We start from the raw sequence: 23,672 nt of genomic DNA, 5'->3' as shown, positions 1-23,672 counted from the left end.
CAGATCTTGAATGTAACAAATTATTGCATATCTTTTGACAGAGTAATTTAAGTTTTTAGTCTAATGCCGTTTTCTGAGGCTTATTTCAAAGGAGATAAAAAGACGTTAAGCAAGTTCTATTCAGAGACTTTATTTAGCAATTTTTTGCAGATAAATTACTAAATAATTTCCTTAAAATCATTTCACTGAAATGGTTAGACAGGATTGATCTTAAATTAATTCAGCAAAAATCATTCTTTGAAATTTAAATTATTTTGCTGCAACATGACGTCAGCAATAGCTTATCTCGACTAGGACACAAGCTACTTTGCACCTTAGATTTTCACTGTTTGAATAAAGAACCGGGCTTGACCTCTTCAAGACTGACGATAGTCCTTTTCCAGACACGTATAGAGCATGGCTGATGGCGTGGAATCAAGGCAGGTCACTCTCATACTTTTTGACTAGAACAAATACTAGATAACCCCAAAGATACCTGCATGACTGATTGAAATCTTCTTCGCTCCCCTACCAAAGACTAATTATCCCTAGTCATGTAAGTTGCCATGATTTTTGGGAACAAGAGATAAATCTAGCAACCCAATGGTTGCCAGGGTGACTTGCAAGTGAGACACAACCGCTGAGCGGTAAGTGAGGTACTAATGGCTGGCTGGATGAGTATTGATCCCAAGGTGCGATCTCACCTTGGGAAATCCTTAGCACTTAGTTTGCTGATCGCAGGGGTATGGCCCATGGCGGCGCTGGCCGAAGAGATCTCGGCTGCCCTACCCCAAGCAACCGAGCCTCTAGGGAATATCGGTACTGATCCAGCACCATTAGAGGCACCACCTTCGGCAGAATCGGAGATTACTGCAGCCTACATCTCTCCACCCAGCGACTTTCAATTGGCGCTTGACTCTGCTGACACCGTTCCCGAACATTCTCTATCTCCTTTACCCCAGGATGAGAGCATCACACAGCGTCCTGAAGCATCCCTAACAGCTCCTTTAGAATCTGACCAACACCCCCAGCCTTCACCCAAGGACCTGACGGATCAGCCTGTCATCGACCAGCTTCCTCCAACGATTGACACCAATCCACCCTTTACAGCCTCTCCGCCTCGCACGTTGGCAGAAGCAGGATGGACAACAGCACCACAAGTTGTCGCGATCAATAAAGGAACGACTCCATCTAATCTTCCTGCAGCAACATCCCACCGCTTAGTCCAAGCAGAGCCTAATGTCCCTACGGACACCAAAACTGGCGAGAAATCAGATACTTCTAACGACACCAATACAGAAGCAGACACTTCTACCAACCTAGGCATTCCCTACTTTGTCGATACCGAATTCCGTGGCAGTACCCGTCGTCAATTTGGAGGGATCAACCTCCGACTTCCCTTCTGGCAGGATGATCAATCCTTCGCCTTTGCTGATGTTCATTTTGAAGGAGGCAGTAACGAAACCTTCCTGGGCAACCTTGGTCTCGCCTATCGCCGTATCCTCAACACCTCGAACGAGAACCCTTGGATTCTCGGCACCCATGCCTTCTACGATTCTAAACGGAGTGAAAACGGCTTTCAGTATCACCAAGGCAGCCTTGGGGCTGAACTCGTCAACAAGAAATTCGAGTTTAGAGTTAACGGCTATCTCCCTGGCAGTAACCCTAATGTCGTCGGTCAACGCACCATCAACGGTGTTTTAGGGATTCAGCCGAGAGCGAATGGCCTGGGCACCAACATTGTCCAACAAACCCTTACTCTAGAAGCTCGTGAACGAGCCCTGGCCGGGTTTGACTTTGAAGCAGGCCATCGTCATCACTTCAATGACAAAGTCAGTCTCGGCCTGTTTGGAGGCTACTTCTTCTTTGACAGTCGCGAAACCCTCAGCATCGATGGCCCCATGGCCCGTACCCAACTCGAAGTTCAAGATCCTTTAGGGATGAACGGAGGCTTGTTACAAGTTGGCGGCCGTTTCCGCTTTGATGAAACCCGAGGCTCAGAACTCGAAGGCTTTGTTCGTCTGGGGATTCCCTTTGGAGGCCCTAAACGCTCTCAGCCCCTCACCCTTACCCAGCGATTAGCCCGTCGCCCGATTGAGCGCGAGTACGAAATCACGACCTTTGCCCAGGACATCAATCGTCCTATTTCTATGGCTGAACTCCAGGCAGCGGCAGCGGGTCAAGGTTCCCTTTCTCCCCTTGGACCTCAGATTATTGCCTCAAATTCCCAAGTAGCCCTTAACCCCGCCACTGGACTCCCCATCAATATTTTCTTCATCGATGGAGATGGCACCGCTGGCAGTGGAACCCAAAGCAGTCCTTTAACTATTGCTCAGGCCAGCGCTCTTACCCAAGCCAACGATATTCTCTTCTTTCTCAACGATGCTGGAGCCATCGATACCCAAACCGGAACCGGTGGAACCCTCTCCCTAAAGGAGGGACAACAAGCACTAGGGGTCGGCACCACTCCCAACTTTGTCTTCACTGTTCCCAACCTGGGCTCAGTCACCATCTTCGATGCCGGACAACCCCAACTGGTCAATGGTGCCAACAACAACGTCCTCACCCTCGCCAATAACAACACCATCGATGGTCTTGCCTTCAATGGTCAAAATACAGCTCCTCGGGGAATAGCTGCCGTTACAGGAGCCACCAACACCACCATCCGCAACAGCAGCCTCGGGAACTTCACCATCGCTGGCATTCAGATCACCCCCTCCACCAACACCACCATCGACAATGTGGTCTTCAACAACAACGCTACAGATGCCATCGTCAATGCCGCCAATACGACCTTAGCCAACGTTGCGAGCACCAACGCCACGGGTCCCGCCATTCAGATTCTCAATGCCACAGGCACCACCACCCTCACCAATGTCAATATCTCCAATTCAGGTGGAGACGGTCTCCAGTTTGCCAACCCATCAGGAACGATTACGGCCACTAATGTCGATATCACCAATGCTGGCGATAACAGTATCGATATTACAGGCGGTGATGCCACCTTCACTTTTGACGACACCAGCTCCATTACCAATGCCACGAGTTCAGCATTCAATGTTGCCGGTGGAACCACAACCGTTACGTATAACGGTACGGTTACCCAAAATAATCCAGCCAGTGCGGTCAATATTGCGGATAAGACAGGAGGGACAACCACCTTTAATGGGTTGGTGACGGCTAATACTAGTACTGCTCCTGGAGTGAACCTGACCAACAATACCGGGAATACTGTTGCCTTTAATGGGGGCTTAGATATTGATACCACCACAGGGACTGGATTTAACGCCACCAATGGCGGCACCGTCAATGTCACTGCCACAAGTGGGGATGAATCGGTCACCACGACCAGTGGCACTGCTCTGAATCTCAACAATATAGCGGCCAACATCACCTTTGATTCAGTGTCTTCGACTGGGGGAACGAATGGCATCAACCTGGATACAGTAACAGGTTCGGTGGGGGTATCTGGAACCACTACGATTGCCAACACCACTGGAGATGGGTTCTTAGCGACCAATAGTACAGGGACCTATACCTTTGGTCCCGTGACCATCACCAACGCTGGGTTAGATGGCTTGGATCTTTCAGGAATTAATGATGCCACCACAGTGTTTAACTTGGGGGCATTGACGATTAATGGCTTTACGGGAACAGGGATTAATCTGGCGGGGGCGAATGTCGGCGTCACGGCTCCCACGGTGGCGATTACGAATACGGGCAATGTGGGCACGGGGATTGACCTGACGAATACCACGGGTAATCGGGTGATTACCTTAGGTGATCCAGCCAATATCAATGGAGATACGCCCAGTTCGATTGCGGGGGTGAGTGTTGGGGTGCAATTGAATAATGCCAATGCCAACTTTATCTTTGGGGATGGGGAGTTGACGGTGGATGCTCCCAGTACGATTGCAGCGACGACTCCCATTGATGCCAGTGCTGTGGGGACAAATGGCACCTATAACTTCCGAGATGTTGCCTTTGCAGGCAGTCCGGGACTTGGGTTTACGTTCCCTGAGTTATTCTTCGTTGATCAGAATACGAATGGCTCAGGAGCCACGATTACAGATCCAGGCAGTATTACCGCTGCAGAGGCCAGCCCAACGGCCGATATTTTTATCTTGGTGAATACATCTGGAACAGATGTCATTGATGCCATCAATGCAGGGGGCTCTTTTGACCTGACTGCTAATCAACAAATTCTCAGTTTCCGCAACGGATCCACAATCAATGTTCCGTTTGCTGGTCCCGGCAATGTGCTACTGAATGCCTCAACAGGGTCAATTACAGACACGACTGGTAACGGAGTCCCTACCTTGACCACCACGGGAGCAGGAACGCCTGCAACCGTGGCCTTCGCCAATAACAACACTATCAATGGAGTCGTTCTGGATAATGGCAGTAATGGGCCAGCCGTTTCTGGTACAGGTCTAGCGGGAACAGCCACGATTCAACAGTCTACGTTGCCAACGGTGGACTTTAATGGCGGCACTGTAAACGTCAATATTACAGGCTCCACCCTCAACAACGGCAATCCGTTAGCCACAGTCAACGTTAGCGGGGGACACACGGGTGCCTTGACGGTTGATGCGGCCACCACCATCAATGCCACTAACGGCAATGGGTTGCAGTTTGACAACGCTGATGGAACTTACACCTTTAATAGTCCGATTACGCTCAATGGCGGGGATGCGGGTATTGATATTCTCAATGGCTCTGGAGGCACCTTTGCGTTTGCCAATACCGCCATCACGAATCCAACCGGAATTGCCTACAACGAAGATACAAGTACTGCAACTGTTACCTATACCGGCACGATTACTCAAAATAATGCGGTTAGTGCCATCAATATCAACAACAAGACTGGAGGCACCACCACCTTTAATGGCTTAGTCACCGCCAATACCGGTACGGCAACTGGAGTGAATCTAACAAGTAATGCGGGAAGCACGGTCAGCTTTACAGGCGGACTAGATATAGATACAACGACAGCCATTGGATTCAATGTCACAGGCAGTACGGTCAATGTGGGGGCAATGGGCTCTACAGGCACCTACACCGTCGTCACTACGGATGGTCTGGCCGTCAATATTGCCGATAGTACAGTGAATACAACCTTCAATTCCATTAGCGCCACTCGGTCAACCTCTGGTTCTGGGATAACCCTCAGTAATTTAGATGGCGCATTTACCGTGAATGGCGGCACCCTCAGCTCACCAGTGGGCGGCAATCAAAATAGCTTTTCTATTATTCAGAATGATGTTACAACGACTCGCAACCTCACGGTGGCAATCGACGGCATTTCTATCATTCATGATGCCACTGCCAGTATTGGAGGCTTGGATTTTGGGGTGTTTGCAGAAACCCGTGATGACGATCAGTTAGTACTATCCATTGCCAACAGCATCTTCAAAACAGAAGATCAGGGGGTTGTTATTCAGGGCATTACAGAAGGCTTAATCGTTACCGATTTTAGTAACAACACGCTGCAAGGAGATTCCACAGCCTTCAATCCCGCTTTTATGGCGAACGGCTTCCGGTTTGACGGGGTCGTGTTTGATGCAGATCCCAACACGGCGGGTTTGCAAGAAGTACAGGGGGGTACCTTAACCCTTGGCAGTCCCACGGAACGGACTTCTTTTGGCTTTACTGCAGCAACACTTGATACTGGCCGGAGCAGTAGAGGAACGATTCGCTTTGACCAATTCAATGCCAACGTAACCAATGCCGCCATCTTAACCAATGCGAGTAGTGCTGATTTGACGATTCGGATCTTAGATGGCAATGTCGATGCGGGCCAAATTGACCTTAACCAGGTCAATTCTGAAATCACTCTATCTAGTCTAAATTTAAATGGGGATGGATTTGACAGTGGATTTGTGGCTAATCAAGTCACAGGCTCATTCACGGTCACTGGGGCAACTTCTATTACCGCACCAGAAATTTCTCAAGAGATAGGTGCACAATTCTTTAGTCCTAATCCTAGTGCAGGAACAACGCAAGGGATAAATATTAGCAACTCCAGCGCGAACTTTGCTTTCAATTCAATTAGTATTGCCCCCTCTACAATCACTCCAGCCACAGGTAATGTCCTGACTAACGGAGGACCCACTGTAGGCATTCAATTGACAGGGAATACAGGAACCTTCACCGCCACAGGAACTACCACTATCAACACCACTGTTGAAGATGGCATTCTTATTTCTAATAATCCAGGCAACGTTACCTTTGGCACGACCAATATCAGTAACCCTGGAGCGCCGATTGTCCCCACACCATTATTCACGCCTCGTGTGATTGATGCAGCGGGTATTGATATTGAAGGGGTTAATAATGGAGCTATTGCCTTTGGCAACACCAGCATTACGAATTTCGGAGACGATACGGGAGTCGATTTTGCTGGGTCTGATCCAGTAGGTGGGGTCCGGTTTACGTCTTTGAACATTGCAGGAACGGGAACTGCAGGGTCTGTGGGTATCGACTTGTCCTCCACCCTCGGCAATCGTCTGATCCAGGTGGGTGACTCAATGAACCCAGGTACGGACACTCCCAGTTCCATCGCCAATGTCGAAATTGGAGTAGAGCTGTCTTCCAGTCAAGCCGTCGGAACAACGGCAAACGTCAACTTTATCTTTGGGGATGGTGAAGATACCGTCGATCAAGCAAGTACAATTAGCGTCACAGCGGGTGGCTTTACAGTGCAGGCTGTCGGTTTAGATCCTGCTAGTGGCACCTATAACTTTAACGATGTCACCTTTACGGGCAATCCCAACTTCCCAGGTGGAGCCGGGGTCGCGGGGCAGCTCTTCTTTGTCTCTGATACGGGGACGGGGAATGGTAGCTCTCCAACTCAAGCCGCTAGTGTTGCTGCTGCTCAAACTCAAGCGAATTTGGCTACCGTCAACACCTTTGTCTTTATCAACAATGGCACTACCTATAACTTTGATACGCTGCTGGCGGCGGCAGGCAATAGCTTTACCCTGGGTACTGGCGATGCCATCGATGGGTTTGGTAATGGTCAAACCTTTGGTTTTCAGCAACCCGCTAATGTATTAGGTACTTTCCCAAGTACCAACATCACAGATCCCACGGGGAATGGTGCTGCGGTCCTCAGTACTAGCGCTGGGAATAACGTTATCACCCTGGCGAATAACAATACGATTCAGAATGTGATCTTCGATGGTAGTAGTACGGCTACCCGTGCGATCGCAGGTTTAACAGGTGCAAACAATACCACCATTCAAAACACAACCATCCAGAATTTCACTACTGGGATTGAAATTACACCTTCGACCAATACCACCCTCAACAATGTCACCTTTAGCGGCAATAACACTGATGTCATTGTTAATGCTGCGGATACGATGCTCTCTAATATCACCAGTACGGGCACCACGGGGACATCGCTTCAAATCACAAATGCTACCGGGACAACTACCCTCCAGAATGTATCCCTAGCTGGGGGGGTCGTCTTTACCAATGCCGCTGGCACCATCAACATCGATAATTTAGACATCACCAACGCCACCGGTATTGGCGTGGATATCAGCGGAGGCAACGCCACCTTTGATTTTGATACCGCTAGCTCCATCACCAATCCCACAAGTACAGCATTCAATCTCAATGGGGGTACGGCCAGCATTACCTATAGCGGCAGTATCGCTCAGGCCAATAATGCCAGCACGGTCAATGTAACGGGCGGCCATTCTACAGGAACGGTCACCTTCCAAACTGGAATGCTAAGTGCCACGAATGGCAATGGCTTGCAGTTTAACAATGCTGATGGCACCTACAACTTCAACGGCACCACAACCCTGAATGGCAGTGATGCTGGAATTGATATCCTCAATGGGTCTGCAGGCACATTCACCTTTGCAAACACAACTATCACCAGTCCCACTGGCATTAGTTTGAATGTTGACGGTGGTGCAGCCAATATCAACTATAACGGCACCAGTTCGATTGCTCAGGCCAATAATGTTAGCGCCGTTAATGTTCAAAGTGGGCATACAGGCACCATCACTTTTGCCAACACAACCAACATTAATGCCACGAATGGCAATGGCCTGCAGTTTAATAATGCTGATGGCACCTACAACTTCAACGGCACTACAACTCTGAATGGTGGTGATGCTGGAATTGATATCCTCAATGGGTCTGCGGGCACGTTCACCTTTAGTGCCAATACGTCCATCACCAGCCCATCAGGAACTGCGTTTAATGAAGACACCAGCACCGCCTCCGTCACCTACGCTGGCACCATTACCCAAAATAATGCAGCCAGTGCGGTCAATATCAACAACAAAACCGGAAACACCACCGCTTTTAATGGCTTAGTTACTGCCAATACCAGTACTGCCCCTGGCATTAACCTCACCAACAATACAGGCAGCACTATCAATTTCAATGGTGGTTTAAACATTGATACCACCACAGGCACAGGCTTGAATGCCACCACTGGCGGCACAGTGGGTGTAGCGGCTACAGCAGGGGATGAGTCCGTCACCACAACATCTGGTCAGGCTATCAACCTCAATGGAATTGCGTCTAACATTACTGTTGATACCGTCTCTTCTACAGCAGGAGCCAGTGGTATTTCCCTCAACACTTTGACGGGTTCCTTTGCAGTCACTGGCACTACAACCGTTAACAGCCCCACAGGTAATGCCATTGCCTTAACCAGCAATAGTGGCACCCTCACCTTTGGCACCGTCAATATCGACCTGGGGACAACCGCCAGCACGAGTGGCATTCGCTATGTCGGCACGAACGCTGCAACAACGTTCGGTACCACCACAATTACAGATGTGGGGGCTGCCGCCAATCAGGTCGGCATCAACTTCAATGGAGCCACCTTATCAGGGACTGCGGCCTATAACTCAGTCGCCATTTCTGGTCCTGATACCTCGACTAACTCTATCGGGGTTGATTTAACCGCATTGGCTGGCAATCAGACTGTCAATCTAGGGACCCAAACCACACCAGCAACAGGCCCATCCAGCAGTATTACGGATCTGCACCGAGGGGTCGTCATCGATAATACTGCGGCGGTTCAGTTTACCTTTGGCGATGGTGAATCTGCCAGTGATACCGGGTCCAGCATTAATGTCAACGCTCAAGCAGGAGCCTTCACCGTAGATGCCGGGAATGGCACCCTAGCCGCCTCCAGTTTTGATTTTGAAGATGTCACGTTTGGTGCAGGCGATGCAGCGAATTTCCCTGCGGGTGCAGCCTCAGCCACCTTTGTCAGTCAGAATGGCGGCACGCTCACCGCTGGGAGCTTTGGCCTAAGTCAATCCATCAGTACGATCTCTGTAGCTGCGGCGGATCTATTGGCCGGAACCGAAACCTTTGCCTTTATCGGCAATATTGATGTAACGGCCCAGGGAGCTACAGGCTTTACCCTGGCGACAGGTCAAAGCATTACAGGTTTTGCCAACACTAACTCGGTATCGTTTGGGTCTATAAAACCGGCCAATATTTTAGGCACGTTCAGTACAGTCGGGGGGACTATCACAGCCAACTCTGCCGTGATCACCAACTCAACAGCGGGTAGCGATGTCTTGACACTAGGGGGCAACAATACCATCGAGCACAATACCTTTGAATACAGCACTGGCACGGCTAACATTTTCGATATTGATAATGCCACCGCTGGGTTCAGTAATGGCACGGGTATCACGATTCAGAACAATGTCATTCAAAATGTTAGTGCCAATGCTACGGTCTTCAATGTTGCGAACCTGACGACGAATGTGACCGCCCAGAACAACACTATCAATGTTGCTGGGGCATTACTCAACGCGAATGGTGGGACGGGTAATATCACTATTACCCGTGGAACTGGAACAGCTTTCAGCGCTCGCAATGTCAATGTGGCGAATAAGACAGGGGGTACGGTCGCCATTACGGGTCCCCTCACGTTGAATTCTGGGACGGTCAATGCGGTCAATTTGACCAGCAATACTGGCGCTACGATTAATTTTGCAGGTAGCAATTTAGATATCGATACCACTACAGGCATAGGCTTCAATGCCACCAACGGGGGCACAGTGAATGTTACGGGTACAGCCAACACAATTAATTCCGGGGCAACCACAGCGCTCAATATAGCCAACACCACGATAGGTACAAGTGGAGTCACTTTTCAGAGCATTTCAGCAAATGGTGGAACTAATGGCATCAATTTAAATAATGTTGGTAGTGGCGGTTTCAATGTGACAGGAGATGGAGCAACCTTAGGATCGGGAGGGCTCATTGATAACAGCACAGGGGCAGGCATCCGTTTGAGTAATGCCCAAAATATTTCACTCAGCTTTATAGATGTCACCGATGGCGGCGATGATGGTATTTTTGGCGACAACGTGAATGGGTTTACCCTGACCAGCGGGCGCATTCTCCGTAACGGCAATGCTAACGGAGAATCTGGAATTCAGTTTGGTGATACAACAACACCTCTCAATGGAGTCACTGGCGCAGTATCCATTACCAATAGTCTCATCGATAGTAGTCAATCCTTTGGCATTGATATTCGCAATAGTTCGGGCACGCTTAGCAGCTTGACCTTAACAGGCAATACTATCTCGAATAATACGCAAGACAGTGCCTTTGTCTACGAAGGGACGGGAACTTCAGTCTTAACAACGGCCAATATTGCCAATAACACCATTCAGAATATTCCTGCCAGCGCTTTCATCATTAATGTCACGGATCAAGGGACAGCTGATGTGGTGTTAGATGGAAACACCATCACTGGAACAAATACGTTTGGTCAGATTACGTCGAATCTAAATGCAGTCGTAAATTTCGACATCCGAAATCACGGAACAGCAGGTAATCCCGTGCTCTTTAGCAATGCAGCTTCTGATGGGATTAACGTGCTACTGGGTAGTCAATCGACAACATCTGGACGCTTACAGGGCAATATTGACAACAATTTTATTAGTCTGACCGATACGAATAATTTCGGTGAACCTATTGAAGCAATTGCTCAGGGTAACGGAACATTGACAATCACAATTACTGATAACACACTCGTCAATGATGGCTTTAATGAAGTTGTTAGACTATTTGCTAGAGATGGAGACAACACATTCAATGCAACAATCACCGGTAACACGTTGACACAATCCAATATATTTGGCCTACCAGGCATTTTCTTTCAATCTGGTGCCTCAGGCTCGACAACTGACGACATAAATGCTTGCGCTGATATTGGCGGGGCTGGTGCGCTAGCTAACACAATCACGACAGAAGCCGGGGTTATTGATATTCGCTTGAGATTGAGAAGCAGCACAGATTCGTTTGTTTTGCCGGGCTTCACAGGATTGGGGACCAGTGCAACAGATGTAGAAACCTATTTAACAGGACGCAATAATGGTGTGGCTGACAACACCACTATTGATGCCGGCCTCACCTTCAGTGGTGGTGTTTCTTGCCCCACCCCTCCTTAATTGACCCAAGTATGACTGTCCCGGTCTACGCTCAGACAAAAATTGGTGGCTAGTTTGAAGCTAACCACCAACAGTCTAAAAACTAGACAATTAGCTGCGCGATGGATAGAGCCCTTGCAAAGCAATAATAAAATTGACAGCTAAATAGGGCTGCATATTGTTATGGGATTGGCTCCCTCCCGCATTAGGGAGGTCAGCCATAGTAACGAGGTTAGTCGCAGCAGATTGATAGGCAAGTCCCCGAGAAGAACGAGCCAGTGCCCGATCTGTTCCAGGTTCTTGAAGCTCAGCAGTTTCCGAAGTTGCTCTTAACGTATGGGTATGGTTAGGCATTTGAGCTTCAGACAGTGTAATTATTTCTGCTCCGCCCTTCTGACCTAGACTACGAGACGTTAAACCTGGACCACGTCCTGGATGCATCGGCGCATGTCCTTGTAGATTAGGCAATGCCGTAGTGCTACGACCATCACCGCCATAGGTTGTGCCAATTAAAGAAAAGAGCGCGGTGTTTTGGGAAACAGGTAACAATTGCCCATCACAAAAGGCCCAACCTCGTGGTGCAAAGTTGCCTGCAAAAATGCGAATTTCGGCAATAAAAGGTTCGGACATGTAACACTCCTTAGTTACGGGATGGGTAGATACCCAACAAAGCAATAATGAAATTGATACATACAAATGGCTGTAGGTTGGAGTGCGTTCGACTCCCTCCCACACTGGTAATGGCAGCAACATTCATATTGGTATCAATAGGTTCTTGGGCATAGAGAGACAGTGTTGAGGGCTGGGCTATGACGTTGCCCTGTGGTGCCGTTTGATCAGCTAAGTCAGTTGAGGCTTGCAATGTATGAGTGTGGCTGGGTAGCTGATTTGCAGTCAAGGTGACTTGCTCAACACCACTTTTCGCACCTAGCCTACGCTGGGAAAGCCCTGGACCTGTCCCTGCATGAATGGGAATACGTCCCCGCAGATCGGGTAATCCAAAGGTAGTTCGACCATCACCGCCATAAATCGTGCCAAGCAAAGAAAATAAAGCATCATTTTGGGACACAGCCAGCAGTTGCCCATCACAGAACGCCCATCCACGCGGGGCAAAATTGCCTGCAAACATACGGATCTCACCAACAAAAGGTTCTGACATAAGTGATATCTCCTACTAATTTCTGGACGGGAAAAGACCTTGTAAGGCAATGCAGAAGTTAACAGCGAGATAGGGCTGCATATTATCGTGTCCCTGACCACCTCCAACATTAGTCACTGTGCCCGCAAGCAGTGCTACAGAGTTAGTATTGCTGTGATACAACCCAGATGAGACCTCTCCCAACACATGGCCAGTCGGAATAGGGTTATTCGCAGCACTAGATGAGGCTTGAAGTTGATGGGTATGTTGTGGCATTTCATTCCCAGCCAAGGTATGGGTTTCTTCACCTCCCTTTTGTCCCTGGAGATGGCTACTGCTGACATGAATCGGTGTTCGCCCCCGCAAATCAGGCAGGGCAAAAGATGTGCGACCATCTCCGCCATAGGTCGTACCTAAAAGTGAATAAAGTGATTGATTTTGATTAATCGGCAAAATTTGCCCATCGCAAAAAGCCCAACCTCGCGGAGCAAAATTAAAGCCTACTATTCGTATTTCTGCTAAAAACGGTTCTGACATAAGCAATACCCTCACAATTTGAAATAAATCATTCAACAGTGGCTATCTTGCAGAATTATGCTGTCAGCCTAATTAAAAATTGCCTCGTAGTAGACCCCTTCTTCATCCTGATCAATAGGCACCAAGAACACAGGCAGCTCTCCCAAATGCTCGTGCTGTAGCTGATAAGTCGCTTGATCTAAAGGGCTAGTTTGCGGTCCTTGAAAAACTAAAGCAAAAGGTTCTGGACGTTGACCGTTGGACTTCGTATGGCGTCCTGATGATAGATGGGTCGCCTCAATCAACTGAAGGTTCAGGCATGCCTCCAATTCTCCTTCGATTCGGAACGCATCCCCTAAATAGTCTGAAAATTGTGATTGTGTTAATTCTGCTAGTCTCATCGCCTCACTTTGCACCTATAACGTCATCTTTATTAACCGTTAACAGCTCCTCAATCACTCACAAGACAGGTCTTTCTATCTTATGTTTATAAAGTCATTATTTTTCTATCAAAAATGAATATAATCACTCCAAAACTGCTGTCTTATAAATATATTTTCGCTAAGAATTAGGCATCCATTCCATCAAAAAATAAACACCATTCTCAGATTTCTTTTGGAACCCAAGACGTTGGTATAACTTTAAAGCTCTATTATTTTGCTCAACATGAATCCTGACGGATTTATGTGAGCACTGCCCTTCAGCTAAGATTTGCTGTAGTAGCGATGAACCAATTCCTTGTCCTCTATAGGCAGGTAAAATAGCAATATCAATAATTCGAATCTCATCAGGGCGTCGGTCGACATATAAGCGACCAATTGGCTGATTTCCCTCCAAAATCATCAAATATTCAGCCTCTCTAAACTGAGCCTGATAATATTGGTGCTGGGCCTGAAACTGTCTCTGCAAGAAGATCTCCTTCTCTTCCTGACTCCAGGATAAGACCTGCAATTCTTCTGCACGAGTGCTTGCATAGATTTGCTTTAAATAATTGAGATCGTCATCACATATTGGACGAAAGTCGATAGACAAATGCATAATCACCTGCTAAAAGCCGTAATATTTTCCTCTAAAATATCTTCAACTGATAGGCTTTTTATTTTATATAAGATGAATTATTTGCATGCACCTAAAACTACTTATTTCTTAATTTCTATTCTGAAGTGAAGCTCTATAATTAGCTACAAGGATTACAATTTTGCTTCAGCCAATAAAATATGAGTGAAGCTATTGCACACAAAAACTCATGTTTAATGGCCGCAACAATTATCTTCAGGCCAATGCTTGAAGTAAAAATTTTTATGCGTTGAATGGATATCAGTCTACTGCTATGAGTATTTCCCGACGACATTTTCTTTTATTCTCTGGCACCACTTTCATCACAGTTGGAACTTCTTTCTTGCCCCTGGGTACTAAACAAAACTCTCACACCTGGGCTAAGACATTGAATTCCAGCAATCCATCTTTGAGCCAGATGCATTGCTCTACTTTTGAGACCCTCAAGGATAAAACATTTCAAGTCTTCACCGAAGGAGAAGAGCAGCTGCACCTCCAGCTAGAGCAAGTCGATGATCTTGGACAGTCCCAACAGTTGGAGCAATTTTCGCTTATTTTTCGAGACCCCCAAGGCCAATCTTTACCTCAAGGGACTTATCAGATTCAGCATCGTCAGCTGGGGCGCTTTAGCTTGTTTCTGGTTCCCACAGGAGAACCTACGACAAGCATGTATTATCAAGCTGCCTTCACTCGCCTCCTGGTCTAATCTCGGTCTCGAGCCAAAGCCATCTAAGGTAGATGAACCCATCAGCGAGACTCTTCCCTAAAGCGAGGCCATGGCATAGTCCCAATCGCGCAGATTGTAATGTGATTGGGGTTTTTTATCACTGAAGAACAGCGAATTGAGATTAGATCAGGCATAATATCCAGCGAAGTCCGTATCTCAGATACAGGAGAACACTGAATGGATCGTCGTACATTTCTCTCGTGGGTAGGAGTTGGTACATTAGCCAGCAGCTTACCCGTGGTGCTCGCTGCCTGCACCTCTAGTGACTCACCAGAAGCATCGTCACCAGAAGGCTCTGATACTGCTGAATCTGCCGCTCCAGCTACAACAGCAGATGGGTTCACCGAAGTCGGTAAGCTGGCAGACCTAGAAAGCAATGGGTCTGTGGTTATGGAAGACTTTGGTGGTGCCCCCCTACTCGTCATTTTCAATCCTGATGACAAAACCAAAGTCGTTGCGTTCAAAAATCAATGTACCCATAGTCAATGCCCTGTTGATTGGAATGCAGAAGAAGGGACCCTGGATTGCCCCTGCCATGGTTCCAAGTTCAAGGCAGATGGGACCGTTACCAACGGTCCTGCAAAAGACTCACTTCCTACCTATGAAGCGAAGGTAGACGGAGACGCCATCTTGGTGAAAGCGGGCTAAAAATCGCTTAATTTCAATAAAGAAACCCCTGACATGTAGTCAGGGGTTAAATCCTCTGAGGAGGAATCTCTCGATACCAGATTCCTGAGCTTAAAGTGCCCTCTTAATTCCAAAAAGTGACACCTTGCTTAGCGCATTGTTACAAATTCTTCGGCAGAACTGGGGTGAATCCCGACAGTAGCGTCAAACTGGGCTTTTGTAGCTCCTATCTTGACGGCGATCGCAACCCCTTGAATAATTTCTCCCGCATGGTCCCCCACCATATGCGCTCCTAAAACCTGATCGGTGTCGGTATTGACCACTAACTTCATCAAGGTTTTCACATCATGATTAGGAAGGGTGTAATACATAGGGCGGAAGCGACTGCGAAAGACTTTGATTTTGTCTTCGCCATACTGTTCCTGAGCTTCTGCTTCCGTTAAACCCACCGTAGCGGCTTCAGGGGTGGTGAAAATGGCTGTCGGTACATTGTCATAGCTCATGGTTCGTGACTTGCCGCCAAAATGGGTATCAGCAAAGGCTCGGCCTTCGTTAATTGCTACCGGCGTGAGGTTAATCCGATCTGTACAGTCGCCCACGGAATAGATATTGGGCTCTGCGGTCTGGCTATATTCATTAACTGAGATCGCACCGCCGTCTACTTCAACGGCAGTATTTTCCAGTCCCAAGCCTTCGAGATTGGGGATACGCCCCGTCGCCGCCAGGCTTACAGCGTCGGCTAGAATCGTTTCCTCAGCATTATCAGCCTGCTTAACGGTGATTTGGAGTCCCGTATCGGATTTTGCGATCGCAAGATCCGTCATATTATTCAGTACCCGAATACCATGCTTCTGCATCGCGTCTTGAATTTCTGTGCGGATATCGTCATCAAAACCGCGCAAAATCTTGTCAGCCCGGATAATCAGCGTCACTTCTGACCCTAATCCTTTCAGAATGCAGGCAAATTCAATGCCGATATAGCCCCCACCGAGAACAACCAGATGCTTAGGCTGCTCTTTCAGATTAAAAATATCGTCTGAAGTAATGGCATGTTCGATACCGGGAATATTGGCAGGCTTAACGGGTTTGCCCCCCACCGCCACCAAAATCTTATCTGCAGTGACCTTTTGATCACCGATTGCAACGGTATGGGCATCGACAAGGGCCGCACGTCCCCGGTAGACTTCCACTTTGGAGTTATCTAGCATCCGTTGATAGATACCGTTAAGACGTGTGACTTCATCATTCACCGCCGTGATCATTTTGAGCCAGTCTAGTTGACTCTCCACTGGGCTCCAGCCATAGCCTGTGGCAGCATCAAAATGGGACGGGAAGTGAGACGCATAGACCATCAGCTTCTTAGGTACACAGCCGCGATTCACACAGGTGCCGCCCAAACGGCCATATTCTGCAATGCCAACTTTGGCACCATACTCGGCAGCGCGACGGGCTGTGGCAATTCCACCGGAGCCTGCACCAATTACAAATACATCATAGTCGTAACTCATCGCCTTCCCTCCTTTGCAGATTCAATCACGTTTCACTTTAGCCTAATCAATGCATGGCACACTGGAGCTGGCTCGGTGACCAACTCCAGACTGTGACATCAGGCCGATTTAGCCCACTGCTGCTGCAGTAGGAGCTGCAGTGGCGTGTACACCTTTGAGATAGGCCAACATCGTGTCGGCATCAGACACCTCAAAGGGATCCGTGGGGCAGTTGTCGCCATAGTCGGCTTCAATAAACATTTTTTCGATTTGGCCGTTATTGACCACCATCGAATAGCGCCAGGAACGCATACCAAAGCCTAGATTAGACTTGTCCACCAACATCCCCATCTTGCGGGTGAATTCACCATTGCCATCGGGTAGCAAAAAGACTTTATCCGCCCCTTGATGCTTACCCCATTGGAACATTACAAAAGCATCATTCACCGATAGACAGATAATCTCGTCAACGCCTTGAGCTTTGATTTCTTCATGAAGCTCTTCATAGCGAGGTAAGTGAGTCGATGAACAGGTGGGGGTAAATGCACCTGGCAGGGAGAACAGAACAACCCGCTTGCCACCAAAAATATCTTGGGTGGTTTTATCTTGCCATCGATAGGGATTGGGTCCTGGAACGGACTCATCACGAACTCGGGTCTTGAAGACGACGTCAGGCACTCGCTCAGTTGCAAATACAGCCATGTTTTTCCTCATGTGTTGGGGTGAACAGGTGTCGGCAATCGCCTCCACATATCTAAGAATAATTCTTATTTAAGAATATTTCAATAGTAATATATACTTATTTTTAAGAAATACTATATTTTATTGAGACATTGCAAGTTTTGCATCTATAATTAGTGAATAAATTGCCGCAATAGTATTTGCTGTTTGACAAACAAAATAATGAAGCAGTCTGCTGACACCATCGTGCAAGTTTTGAAGGAGAAAGGTCTCCGAGTCACACCCCAGCGTTATGCGGTGTATGCCAATTTACTGTCTCGGACCGATCATCCGACCGTAGAGCATCTATTGCAGGATCTAAATCAAGATTTTCCCATTTCTTCTCAAGCGACGGTGTATAGCTCGCTGCAAGCCCTAAGGGATGTAGGGCTGGTCCGGGAAGTCTTACTTGAAGAAGGCGTGTCCCGCTACGACGCTAACGTCGATCCTCACCATCATTTCCGCTGCCGCCAGTGTGGCGAAATTGAAGACATCCCCTGGAATTGTTTCCAAGAAATTAGCCTTAACAACCTCCGGCCCGGCTTAAAAGCCCAAACCTATGAGGTTACCGTCAGTGGCCTATGTGATCGCTGCCAGCCCTAAATAAAATAGACGAGCTTAAATTTATTTATTGTGACTCCTAAGCCCCCATTGATGTTGGGTCAAGGATGCCCGCTTTGCGCTCTGTTTTATCGGTTTTGCGAGTGCAGTGGGCAGGCCTTTATGGCGAGACCCCGTTCCAGGACGATCTCAGGTTTACTCGTCTATGGCAGCATTCCCCTCAAGGTCTATGGCAAGTGATCATCGGCCATAGTAGCGTTATTCAAAGCAATGCATCCTCACAGTCTGTCCCCCAAGATTAATCTGTCATTCTGGGATATGCCGCCATGCAAGACTCTTCTCTTACGATTCGCCCTGCAACCCCCGCTGATGATGAACAGATTGCCCTGCATTTTTACCAAATGTGGCTGGATAACCAGGTCCCTGCTGAACAGATCCGCCCGGATTGGCAAGCCGTCACCTTAGCATTCCTGGCAACGGCCCGCGATCAGTTGGGTTATCAGGGCTATATCGCCTCTCTGGATGAGGACATTGTCGGATCGGTGGGCTGTCAAGTCTTTTCGGGGCTGTATCCATTTCTGATTAGCCAAGACCAACGTCACTATGGCTATATTTGGGGCGTCTATGTGGAAGCAGCCTACCGTCGTCAGGGGTTTGGTCGGCAACTGACTGAAGTGGCTGTGGAATATTTGCGATTGCAACATTGTACCCATGCCATCCTCCATGCTTCCCCTTGGGGCAAACCCGTCTATGAGCAGATTGGCTTTACACCGTCCAACGAAATGCGCTTAGAGCTTTAGCTGGCTCACGACTCACTGCTCTTCGAGTTGGCACCGGAGCAAGACTTATTTCTGCAATGGACCCGGTTGCCAATCGCCTAGGCCAAATTTCCGCATCAAAATTCGATCCAAGAGTCGAGTCGGTAGCCATCGTTTTAACAGTGGCAAGGTAAGACTTTTATGGCCAATAGCAATTTCAGGGGGGAGTCGATCCGATTGCTGAATCCGATGCACGAGCTGTTGGGCCAAGGTAGCAGCAGGCGTGGCCTGGTTCTGAGACGCTCGGGCGCGCGCCTGGATGTGAGGGGCAAGGTGCTGATATCGAGAATTGGAAGGGAGCAACCGTTCAGCCCTTTGGGAGGCTGTTTGCCCAAATTGGGATTGAATAGCACCAGCTCGCATGGTCACCACGTGGATATTAAAAGGGGCCAGTTCCATACGCAATGCATCAGATAACGCATGCAAGGCCGCTTTAGACGCACAGTAAGGCCCTGCAAACGGCGTACTCATGATTCCTGAGACACTGCCCAAATTAAGGATTAGACCTCCCTCCCCCATCAACGGCACCACCTGCTGAATCAGTTGGATCGGTGCAAATACATTGGTTTGAAACTGGTTCACCAGCTCGGCATGGGGAATATCCAGTAACGGTCCCATTACCGCATAGCCTGCATTATTCACCAGAATATCGAGCCTCTGCGTCTCTGCCACCAGGGTATCAATGACAGCGGCAATCTCTGCCGGGCAAGTGACATCTAACTTCAATGTAGCCATCCCTTGTTGGGCCAATTCTTCCATATCAGCCAGGTTTCGAGCAGTGGCATAGACCTGATAGCCCTGGTGGTGAAATTCTAGGGCGAGGGCTTTGCCAATTCCCGAGGAACAGCCCGTAATCATCACTACTTTAGCCGCTGAGCAGGATGGGTTGTGAGGTTGGAAGACGACCATTAGACTTAAGCAGCCATTTCACATTGCCCCTCAATAGTTGAAAAAATATTGAGGGTACGTTTAGGTTAAGCCAATCTGGGTATGGACTGTGATACAAGTCAAGATATAAATCAATACTTCTGTTGAGTTTTTGCTGATGACCTCACAATTCTCGTTGCCACAGATACCCATCACTGTCCTAGGGTTGAAAACGCTACTTCGCAAGAGCTTGCTTATTGTATTGATAGGAGGGATAGTGCTGTTCAGTCTTCCTGATCCTGCCTACGCAGCTAGCTGCCGGAATATCAAAGGCCGTCGCATTTGTGAAGCGTCTTTAAATCGTACAGCCAAAAATTATTGGGAATATCGAGCCATCGTCACCATTGATGGGGCCAGACAACCTCGAGAAACTTATAACTGTCGTGATCGCTTTCGCATTCAAGCCGATGGTACAGTCATTCCGTTTGAAGACGGAGATCCGAGCCCGTTGGTCTGTCGACTCTATAACAAAAGATATAAAACAAAGCGCTGAAGGCCTGAGGTAGAAGCCAGCGCTAACATCCACAATGTTATCCCTCAAACCTTAGATGACCTAGGTGAGCCTTAGCGAATTGCCTACCCCTGCAATCCTGATCCTTCCTCAAGGGATATGAGCGGGCAACGTCCCCTTGAGGAAGGGCTGAATATTTAGGTCGTGCAAAAAATCCCTGATCGTCCAATTTTCTGCAACCATAGAGGATTGAGACCGTTGCCAGAAATATACCCATGCCTACCACCAACGATAAAGCTGTTGTCCAAGATTATTTCAATACCGTTGGTTTCGACCGTTGGCGGCGGATTTATGGCGACGGAGATGTCAATAAAGTTCAAAAAGACATTCGCATCGGCCATCAGCAAACGGTAGATACCGTGATCTCCTGGCTAAAAGCCGACGGAGATTTATCGGGACAATCCTTTTGCGATGCAGGCTGTGGCGTGGGTAGTTTAAGTATCCCCTTGGCAACAATGGGCATCCAGGTCTCGGCCAGCGATATTTCTAAAAAAATGGTGGAAGAGGCCCAGTCTCGAGCCCAGCAAACCTTGGGCCAAGATCAAAATCCTAACTTCAGCGTTCAAGACTTAGAAACCTTATCCGGGAGTTTTGATACGGTCATTTGTCTGGACGTTTTGATCCATTATCCCGACCAAAAAGTACCGGAAATGATCAACCACTTAGCATCCCTTGCCAAATCCCGGATTATTCTGAGCTTTGCCCCCTGGACGATTGGCTATATGTTGTTGAAGAAAATCGGCAGCTTCTTCCCCGGTCCCAGCAAAACGACCCGCGCTTATCTACATCGAGATTTTGATATTTGCGACATTTTGCGATCCCAAGGATGGACCATTGAACGCAAAGCTATGACTAAAACCAGCTTCTATTTCTCCCGCATCATTGAAGCCAAGCGTCCAGACGCATAGCAGATTCAACATGCGAGCACGGCTCGACCAAGATCTGATCATCATTCACAAGGACGACTTACCGAAGTTTAAGAAGGGTGGGTCTGTAGTTCGTAACAGCTATTTTTGGGCCATGCGGGCTATTGCCGGCCATGCCCCAAGGTATGGAGATTGGGAATATGAAATGGAAGTCTGGCTAGCCCTGAAGCGAGTCTTATTGGCATTTCAAGAGTCGGGCTATTTAGGTTTACGGGAAACCCAGCTCGAGTTTCCACCAGACTTCTACGACATCCCCCCGTTAGTCAAAAGCGTCTCCACCTGGGCTGACCCTCTGTCTTCAGATTGACTGGTTTCACCCTAGCGAATCAGCTATGGTAGACATTGCCCTGTTGACGCCACATGATTATGCCCTACGAATCTGAGAGAAATATCGCCATCCAAGCTGTACAAGCGGCAGCCCACCTTTGCGAACAAGTGCGGCGCGAAATTGTCCCAGAAGCCATTGAGAAGAAAGATAAAAGCCCGGTAACCGTGGCTGACTTTGGCGCTCAAGCTCTAATTTGTCGAGCCTTATCTACAGCTTTTCCTCAAGATCCCGTGGTGGGTGAAGAGGATGCCGCAGACTTACGAACTCCGGAGATGACTGAGCGATTAGCCCAGGTCACTCAATATGTGCAGGCCATTGTTCCCGATGCCACGCCTGATCAAGTCACTGGCTGGATTGACCATGGCAATGGTCAGGTAGGATCACGCTACTGGACTTTAGATCCCATTGACGGCACCAAAGGGTTCCTGCGTGGGGATCAATATGCCATCGCCTTAGCCTTAATTGAAAATGGCGAAATTAAAGTCGGCGTTTTGGGCTGTCCAGCCCTCTCTTTTACAGAGGGTCAAACGGGGCTCATGGGCGTTGCCGTGCGCGGAGCCGGCGCAACCCTATCTCCTTTAGCAGGGGGAGCCCCTCAATCTATAAAAGTCGTCTCTGCGGATCAATCTGACCATCTCCGCTTTGTAGAAAGCGTAGAATCCGGCCATGGCGATCAGTCCCGCCAAGCCGCTGTTGCCAAAGCAGCAGGTATCACCCAAGACTCCCTACGAATGGATAGCCAAGCCAAATATATGGCGGTTGCTGCTGGAGAAGCCGCCCTCTATTTGCGGCTCCCCTCTCCCAAAACCCCTGATTATCGCGAGAAGATTTGGGACCATGCCGCAGGGGTGATTTTAGTAGAAGAAGCGGGCGGTCGAGTAACAGATATTACCGGTCAAGCCCTCGACTTCTCCCTAGGCGCAAAACTGGTGAACAACCAAGGGGTCGTCGTCAGCAATGGCAGCATCCATGATCCGGTGCTAGCCGCTCTCTAAGCATTCAGGTAAAATTCAGGGCTTAAAGATCTGAGTGGTGATTTGCTCCAACTGTTTAAGCCCTTTGAGAGATCCTCGAATCAGTCGCAGGGCGGGCAGTGGCTGCCGCAGCATTCCCATAGCCATGGGCAAGGTTTGGAGGCGACCTTCTGGGCTAATCGCCCCATTCAAATCTGGTAAATCATGGTGAACATCGTCGCTCATTACCCGGACAATGCCTAGGGAGATCGGGGTAGATTTCAACCCCGACAACAGCGCAAACCCTTCCATATCCACGACATCCGCTTGATAGGTTTGGGCAAGTTGTCGCTTCTCGGTAGCGGTATGAATGATGCGATCACAACTCACCCCCGTGGCAGGTATCACAGTCTCCGAGAGCCGCTGGGATAGACTCAGAAAGATTTGTTGATCACAAGTCATTGGAACGTCTCCCCCTTGGGCACCGTCAACACAAGTCTGGTAGATCACCCCATCACCCACCGAGAGTTGAGGAGTCAAACTGCCGCCTAAGCCCATGAGTAAGGCATTAAGAGAGGTCTTCCCAGGAAACAGCTGCAGCCACTTTTGGAGAAACTGGGTCACCCCCTGGGGACCCACGGGAATGGGCACAACCGTTGCAGCGTTATAGCCTGCAATTTGTAAGCCCTTATAGACCGACCGATACTCTGCTCCTTGGGGCACAAACACAAAATCAATCTGAAGTGGCATGGTAATGAATCTCCAGTTTTGGAATAAAGAAAGCCTGAGCAGGAAACGGTTTCAGACGTTCACGATTCAAAGGACAGATCTAAAACTCGCACACTACTTCTGTAATTTGAGAGTTCCGTATGCTATGTTCACTCGGAGACAGGTATACATACTCATTCGTCAACGAGTGATGCTGTCCTTAAAGACCTCTGTGGCCGTGGTGTGATTTGCATT

At 48.5% G+C, this 23,672-nt stretch carries 19 protein-coding genes; 10 read left to right on the top strand and 9 right to left on the bottom strand.

All coding sequences use genetic code 11. The annotated features are described in order from the left end of the window. The first annotated feature begins 641 nt into the window (after nucleotides 1–641). Nucleotides 642–11,435 (top strand): inverse autotransporter beta domain-containing protein, encoded by a 10,794-nt coding sequence (locus AM1_RS16740; RefSeq protein ID WP_012164066.1) that lies wholly within the window; start codon nucleotides 642–644, stop codon nucleotides 11,433–11,435. A gap of 90 nt (nucleotides 11,436–11,525) precedes the next feature. On the opposite strand, the gene AM1_RS16735 is transcribed toward AM1_RS16740, so the two are convergent. From AM1_RS16735 to AM1_RS16715, 5 genes are all read right to left on the bottom strand, one after another. Beyond that, nucleotides 11,526–12,044 carry a phage tail protein gene (locus tag AM1_RS16735; protein ID WP_012164065.1) on the bottom strand — a complete coding sequence of 173 codons (519 nt, stop codon included), beginning with the start codon at nucleotides 12,042–12,044 and terminating at the stop codon, nucleotides 11,526–11,528. 10 nt (nucleotides 12,045–12,054) lie between these two features. Then, on the bottom strand, nucleotides 12,055–12,573 hold the full coding sequence (locus AM1_RS16730; protein ID WP_010469718.1) for a phage tail protein: 519 nt from the start codon (nucleotides 12,571–12,573) through the stop codon (nucleotides 12,055–12,057). 15 nt (nucleotides 12,574–12,588) lie between these two features. Continuing rightward, nucleotides 12,589–13,089, bottom strand: coding sequence for a phage tail protein (locus AM1_RS16725; RefSeq protein WP_012164064.1), 501 nt, complete (start codon nucleotides 13,087–13,089; stop codon nucleotides 12,589–12,591). A 68-nt stretch (nucleotides 13,090–13,157) separates the two neighbouring features. After that, nucleotides 13,158–13,469, bottom strand: a complete 312-nt coding sequence (locus AM1_RS16720; protein ID WP_012164063.1) for a DUF6916 family protein — start codon at nucleotides 13,467–13,469, stop codon at nucleotides 13,158–13,160. Nucleotides 13,470–13,629: 160 nt separating this feature from the next. Next, nucleotides 13,630–14,106, bottom strand: a complete 477-nt coding sequence (locus AM1_RS16715; RefSeq protein WP_012164062.1) for a GNAT family N-acetyltransferase — start codon at nucleotides 14,104–14,106, stop codon at nucleotides 13,630–13,632. Nucleotides 14,107–14,542: 436 nt separating this feature from the next. Between AM1_RS16715 and AM1_RS16710 the strand changes: the two genes are divergently transcribed. Together AM1_RS16710 and AM1_RS16705 are read left to right on the top strand one after the other, a co-directional pair. Beyond that, nucleotides 14,543–14,830, top strand: coding sequence for a DUF6916 family protein (locus tag AM1_RS16710; RefSeq protein WP_012164060.1), 288 nt, complete (start codon nucleotides 14,543–14,545; stop codon nucleotides 14,828–14,830). Between the two features lie 198 nt (nucleotides 14,831–15,028). Beyond that, nucleotides 15,029–15,499, top strand: coding sequence for a QcrA and Rieske domain-containing protein (locus AM1_RS16705; protein WP_010469708.1), 471 nt, complete (start codon nucleotides 15,029–15,031; stop codon nucleotides 15,497–15,499). A gap of 128 nt (nucleotides 15,500–15,627) precedes the next feature. Here the strand turns inward: AM1_RS16705 and gor are convergent, their stop codons facing one another. Next, the gene (gene gor, locus AM1_RS16700; protein WP_012164058.1) at nucleotides 15,628–16,986 is read right to left on the bottom strand and encodes a glutathione-disulfide reductase; all 1,359 of its coding nucleotides are present in this window, start codon (nucleotides 16,984–16,986) and stop codon (nucleotides 15,628–15,630) included. A gap of 108 nt (nucleotides 16,987–17,094) precedes the next feature. Beyond that, nucleotides 17,095–17,667 (bottom strand): peroxiredoxin, encoded by a 573-nt coding sequence (locus tag AM1_RS16695; RefSeq protein ID WP_012164057.1) that lies wholly within the window; start codon nucleotides 17,665–17,667, stop codon nucleotides 17,095–17,097. Between the two features lie 201 nt (nucleotides 17,668–17,868). Between AM1_RS16695 and AM1_RS16690 the strand changes: the two genes are divergently transcribed. From AM1_RS16690 to AM1_RS16680, 3 genes are all read left to right on the top strand, one after another. After that, nucleotides 17,869–18,288 carry a Fur family transcriptional regulator gene (locus tag AM1_RS16690; RefSeq protein ID WP_012164056.1) on the top strand — a complete coding sequence of 140 codons (420 nt, stop codon included), beginning with the start codon at nucleotides 17,869–17,871 and terminating at the stop codon, nucleotides 18,286–18,288. A gap of 65 nt (nucleotides 18,289–18,353) precedes the next feature. Next, complete coding sequence (locus tag AM1_RS16685; protein WP_012164055.1) at nucleotides 18,354–18,548, top strand: hypothetical protein; 195 nt, start codon at nucleotides 18,354–18,356, stop codon at nucleotides 18,546–18,548. Nucleotides 18,549–18,572: 24 nt separating this feature from the next. Further along, nucleotides 18,573–19,046, top strand: a complete 474-nt coding sequence (locus AM1_RS16680) for a GNAT family N-acetyltransferase (protein ID WP_012164054.1) — start codon at nucleotides 18,573–18,575, stop codon at nucleotides 19,044–19,046. Nucleotides 19,047–19,091: 45 nt separating this feature from the next. On the opposite strand, the gene AM1_RS16675 is transcribed toward AM1_RS16680, so the two are convergent. After that, nucleotides 19,092–19,973 carry an SDR family oxidoreductase gene (locus tag AM1_RS16675; protein ID WP_012164053.1) on the bottom strand — a complete coding sequence of 294 codons (882 nt, stop codon included), beginning with the start codon at nucleotides 19,971–19,973 and terminating at the stop codon, nucleotides 19,092–19,094. A gap of 136 nt (nucleotides 19,974–20,109) precedes the next feature. Here AM1_RS16675 and AM1_RS16670 point away from each other — a divergent pair, with 136 nt between their 5' ends. The 4 genes from AM1_RS16670 to AM1_RS16650 all read left to right on the top strand — a co-directional run bounded on the left by AM1_RS16670 (nucleotide 20,110) and on the right by AM1_RS16650 (nucleotide 22,751). Next, the gene (locus tag AM1_RS16670) at nucleotides 20,110–20,484 is read left to right on the top strand and encodes a hypothetical protein (RefSeq protein WP_236618844.1); all 375 of its coding nucleotides are present in this window, start codon (nucleotides 20,110–20,112) and stop codon (nucleotides 20,482–20,484) included. A 233-nt stretch (nucleotides 20,485–20,717) separates the two neighbouring features. Beyond that, on the top strand, nucleotides 20,718–21,410 hold the full coding sequence (bchM, locus tag AM1_RS16660) for a magnesium protoporphyrin IX methyltransferase (protein ID WP_012164052.1): 693 nt from the start codon (nucleotides 20,718–20,720) through the stop codon (nucleotides 21,408–21,410). 10 nt (nucleotides 21,411–21,420) lie between these two features. After that, complete coding sequence (locus tag AM1_RS16655; protein ID WP_012164051.1) at nucleotides 21,421–21,735, top strand: hypothetical protein; 315 nt, start codon at nucleotides 21,421–21,423, stop codon at nucleotides 21,733–21,735. A 59-nt stretch (nucleotides 21,736–21,794) separates the two neighbouring features. Further along, nucleotides 21,795–22,751, top strand: a complete 957-nt coding sequence (locus tag AM1_RS16650) for a 3'(2'),5'-bisphosphate nucleotidase (protein ID WP_187152888.1) — start codon at nucleotides 21,795–21,797, stop codon at nucleotides 22,749–22,751. Between the two features lie 15 nt (nucleotides 22,752–22,766). Here AM1_RS16650 and AM1_RS16645 read toward each other — a convergent pair whose 3' ends face one another. Further along, on the bottom strand, nucleotides 22,767–23,459 hold the full coding sequence (locus AM1_RS16645; RefSeq protein ID WP_012164049.1) for a phosphorylase family protein: 693 nt from the start codon (nucleotides 23,457–23,459) through the stop codon (nucleotides 22,767–22,769). Nucleotides 23,460–23,672: the final 213 nt, after the last annotated feature.

The sequence above is a fragment of the Acaryochloris marina MBIC11017 genome, assembly GCF_000018105.1.
Taxonomy (GTDB): Bacteria; Cyanobacteriota; Cyanobacteriia; order Thermosynechococcales; family Thermosynechococcaceae; genus Acaryochloris; species Acaryochloris marina.
Note: the sequence above shows the minus strand (reverse complement) of the source record. Positions and strands in the feature narration are given on the sequence as shown.

What these genes read in the sequence shown, in the direction of transcription:
- AM1_RS16650 (WP_187152888.1), top strand. Translation starts at nt 21,795, where the DNA reads ATGCCCTACGAATCTGAGAGAAATATCGCCATCCAAGCTGTACAAGCG.
- AM1_RS16695 (WP_012164057.1), bottom strand. Translation starts at nt 17,667, where the DNA reads ATGGCTGTATTTGCAACTGAGCGAGTGCCTGACGTCGTCTTCAAGACC.
- AM1_RS16670 (WP_236618844.1), top strand. Translation starts at nt 20,110, where the DNA reads ATGACCTCACAATTCTCGTTGCCACAGATACCCATCACTGTCCTAGGG.
- AM1_RS16720 (WP_012164063.1), bottom strand. Translation starts at nt 13,469, where the DNA reads ATGAGACTAGCAGAATTAACACAATCACAATTTTCAGACTATTTAGGG.
- AM1_RS16715 (WP_012164062.1), bottom strand. Translation starts at nt 14,106, where the DNA reads ATGCATTTGTCTATCGACTTTCGTCCAATATGTGATGACGATCTCAAT.
- AM1_RS16655 (WP_012164051.1), top strand. Translation starts at nt 21,421, where the DNA reads ATGCGAGCACGGCTCGACCAAGATCTGATCATCATTCACAAGGACGAC.
- AM1_RS16680 (WP_012164054.1), top strand. Translation starts at nt 18,573, where the DNA reads ATGCAAGACTCTTCTCTTACGATTCGCCCTGCAACCCCCGCTGATGAT.
- gor (WP_012164058.1), bottom strand. Translation starts at nt 16,986, where the DNA reads ATGAGTTACGACTATGATGTATTTGTAATTGGTGCAGGCTCCGGTGGA.
- AM1_RS16645 (WP_012164049.1), bottom strand. Translation starts at nt 23,459, where the DNA reads ATGCCACTTCAGATTGATTTTGTGTTTGTGCCCCAAGGAGCAGAGTAT.
- AM1_RS16710 (WP_012164060.1), top strand. Translation starts at nt 14,543, where the DNA reads ATGCATTGCTCTACTTTTGAGACCCTCAAGGATAAAACATTTCAAGTC.
- AM1_RS16730 (WP_010469718.1), bottom strand. Translation starts at nt 12,573, where the DNA reads ATGTCAGAACCTTTTGTTGGTGAGATCCGTATGTTTGCAGGCAATTTT.
- AM1_RS16705 (WP_010469708.1), top strand. Translation starts at nt 15,029, where the DNA reads ATGGATCGTCGTACATTTCTCTCGTGGGTAGGAGTTGGTACATTAGCC.
- AM1_RS16735 (WP_012164065.1), bottom strand. Translation starts at nt 12,044, where the DNA reads ATGTCCGAACCTTTTATTGCCGAAATTCGCATTTTTGCAGGCAACTTT.
- AM1_RS16675 (WP_012164053.1), bottom strand. Translation starts at nt 19,973, where the DNA reads ATGGTCGTCTTCCAACCTCACAACCCATCCTGCTCAGCGGCTAAAGTA.
- AM1_RS16725 (WP_012164064.1), bottom strand. Translation starts at nt 13,089, where the DNA reads ATGTCAGAACCGTTTTTAGCAGAAATACGAATAGTAGGCTTTAATTTT.
- AM1_RS16690 (WP_012164056.1), top strand. Translation starts at nt 17,869, where the DNA reads ATGAAGCAGTCTGCTGACACCATCGTGCAAGTTTTGAAGGAGAAAGGT.
- AM1_RS16740 (WP_012164066.1), top strand. Translation starts at nt 642, where the DNA reads ATGGCTGGCTGGATGAGTATTGATCCCAAGGTGCGATCTCACCTTGGG.
- bchM (WP_012164052.1), top strand. Translation starts at nt 20,718, where the DNA reads ATGCCTACCACCAACGATAAAGCTGTTGTCCAAGATTATTTCAATACC.
- AM1_RS16685 (WP_012164055.1), top strand. Translation starts at nt 18,354, where the DNA reads ATGCCCGCTTTGCGCTCTGTTTTATCGGTTTTGCGAGTGCAGTGGGCA.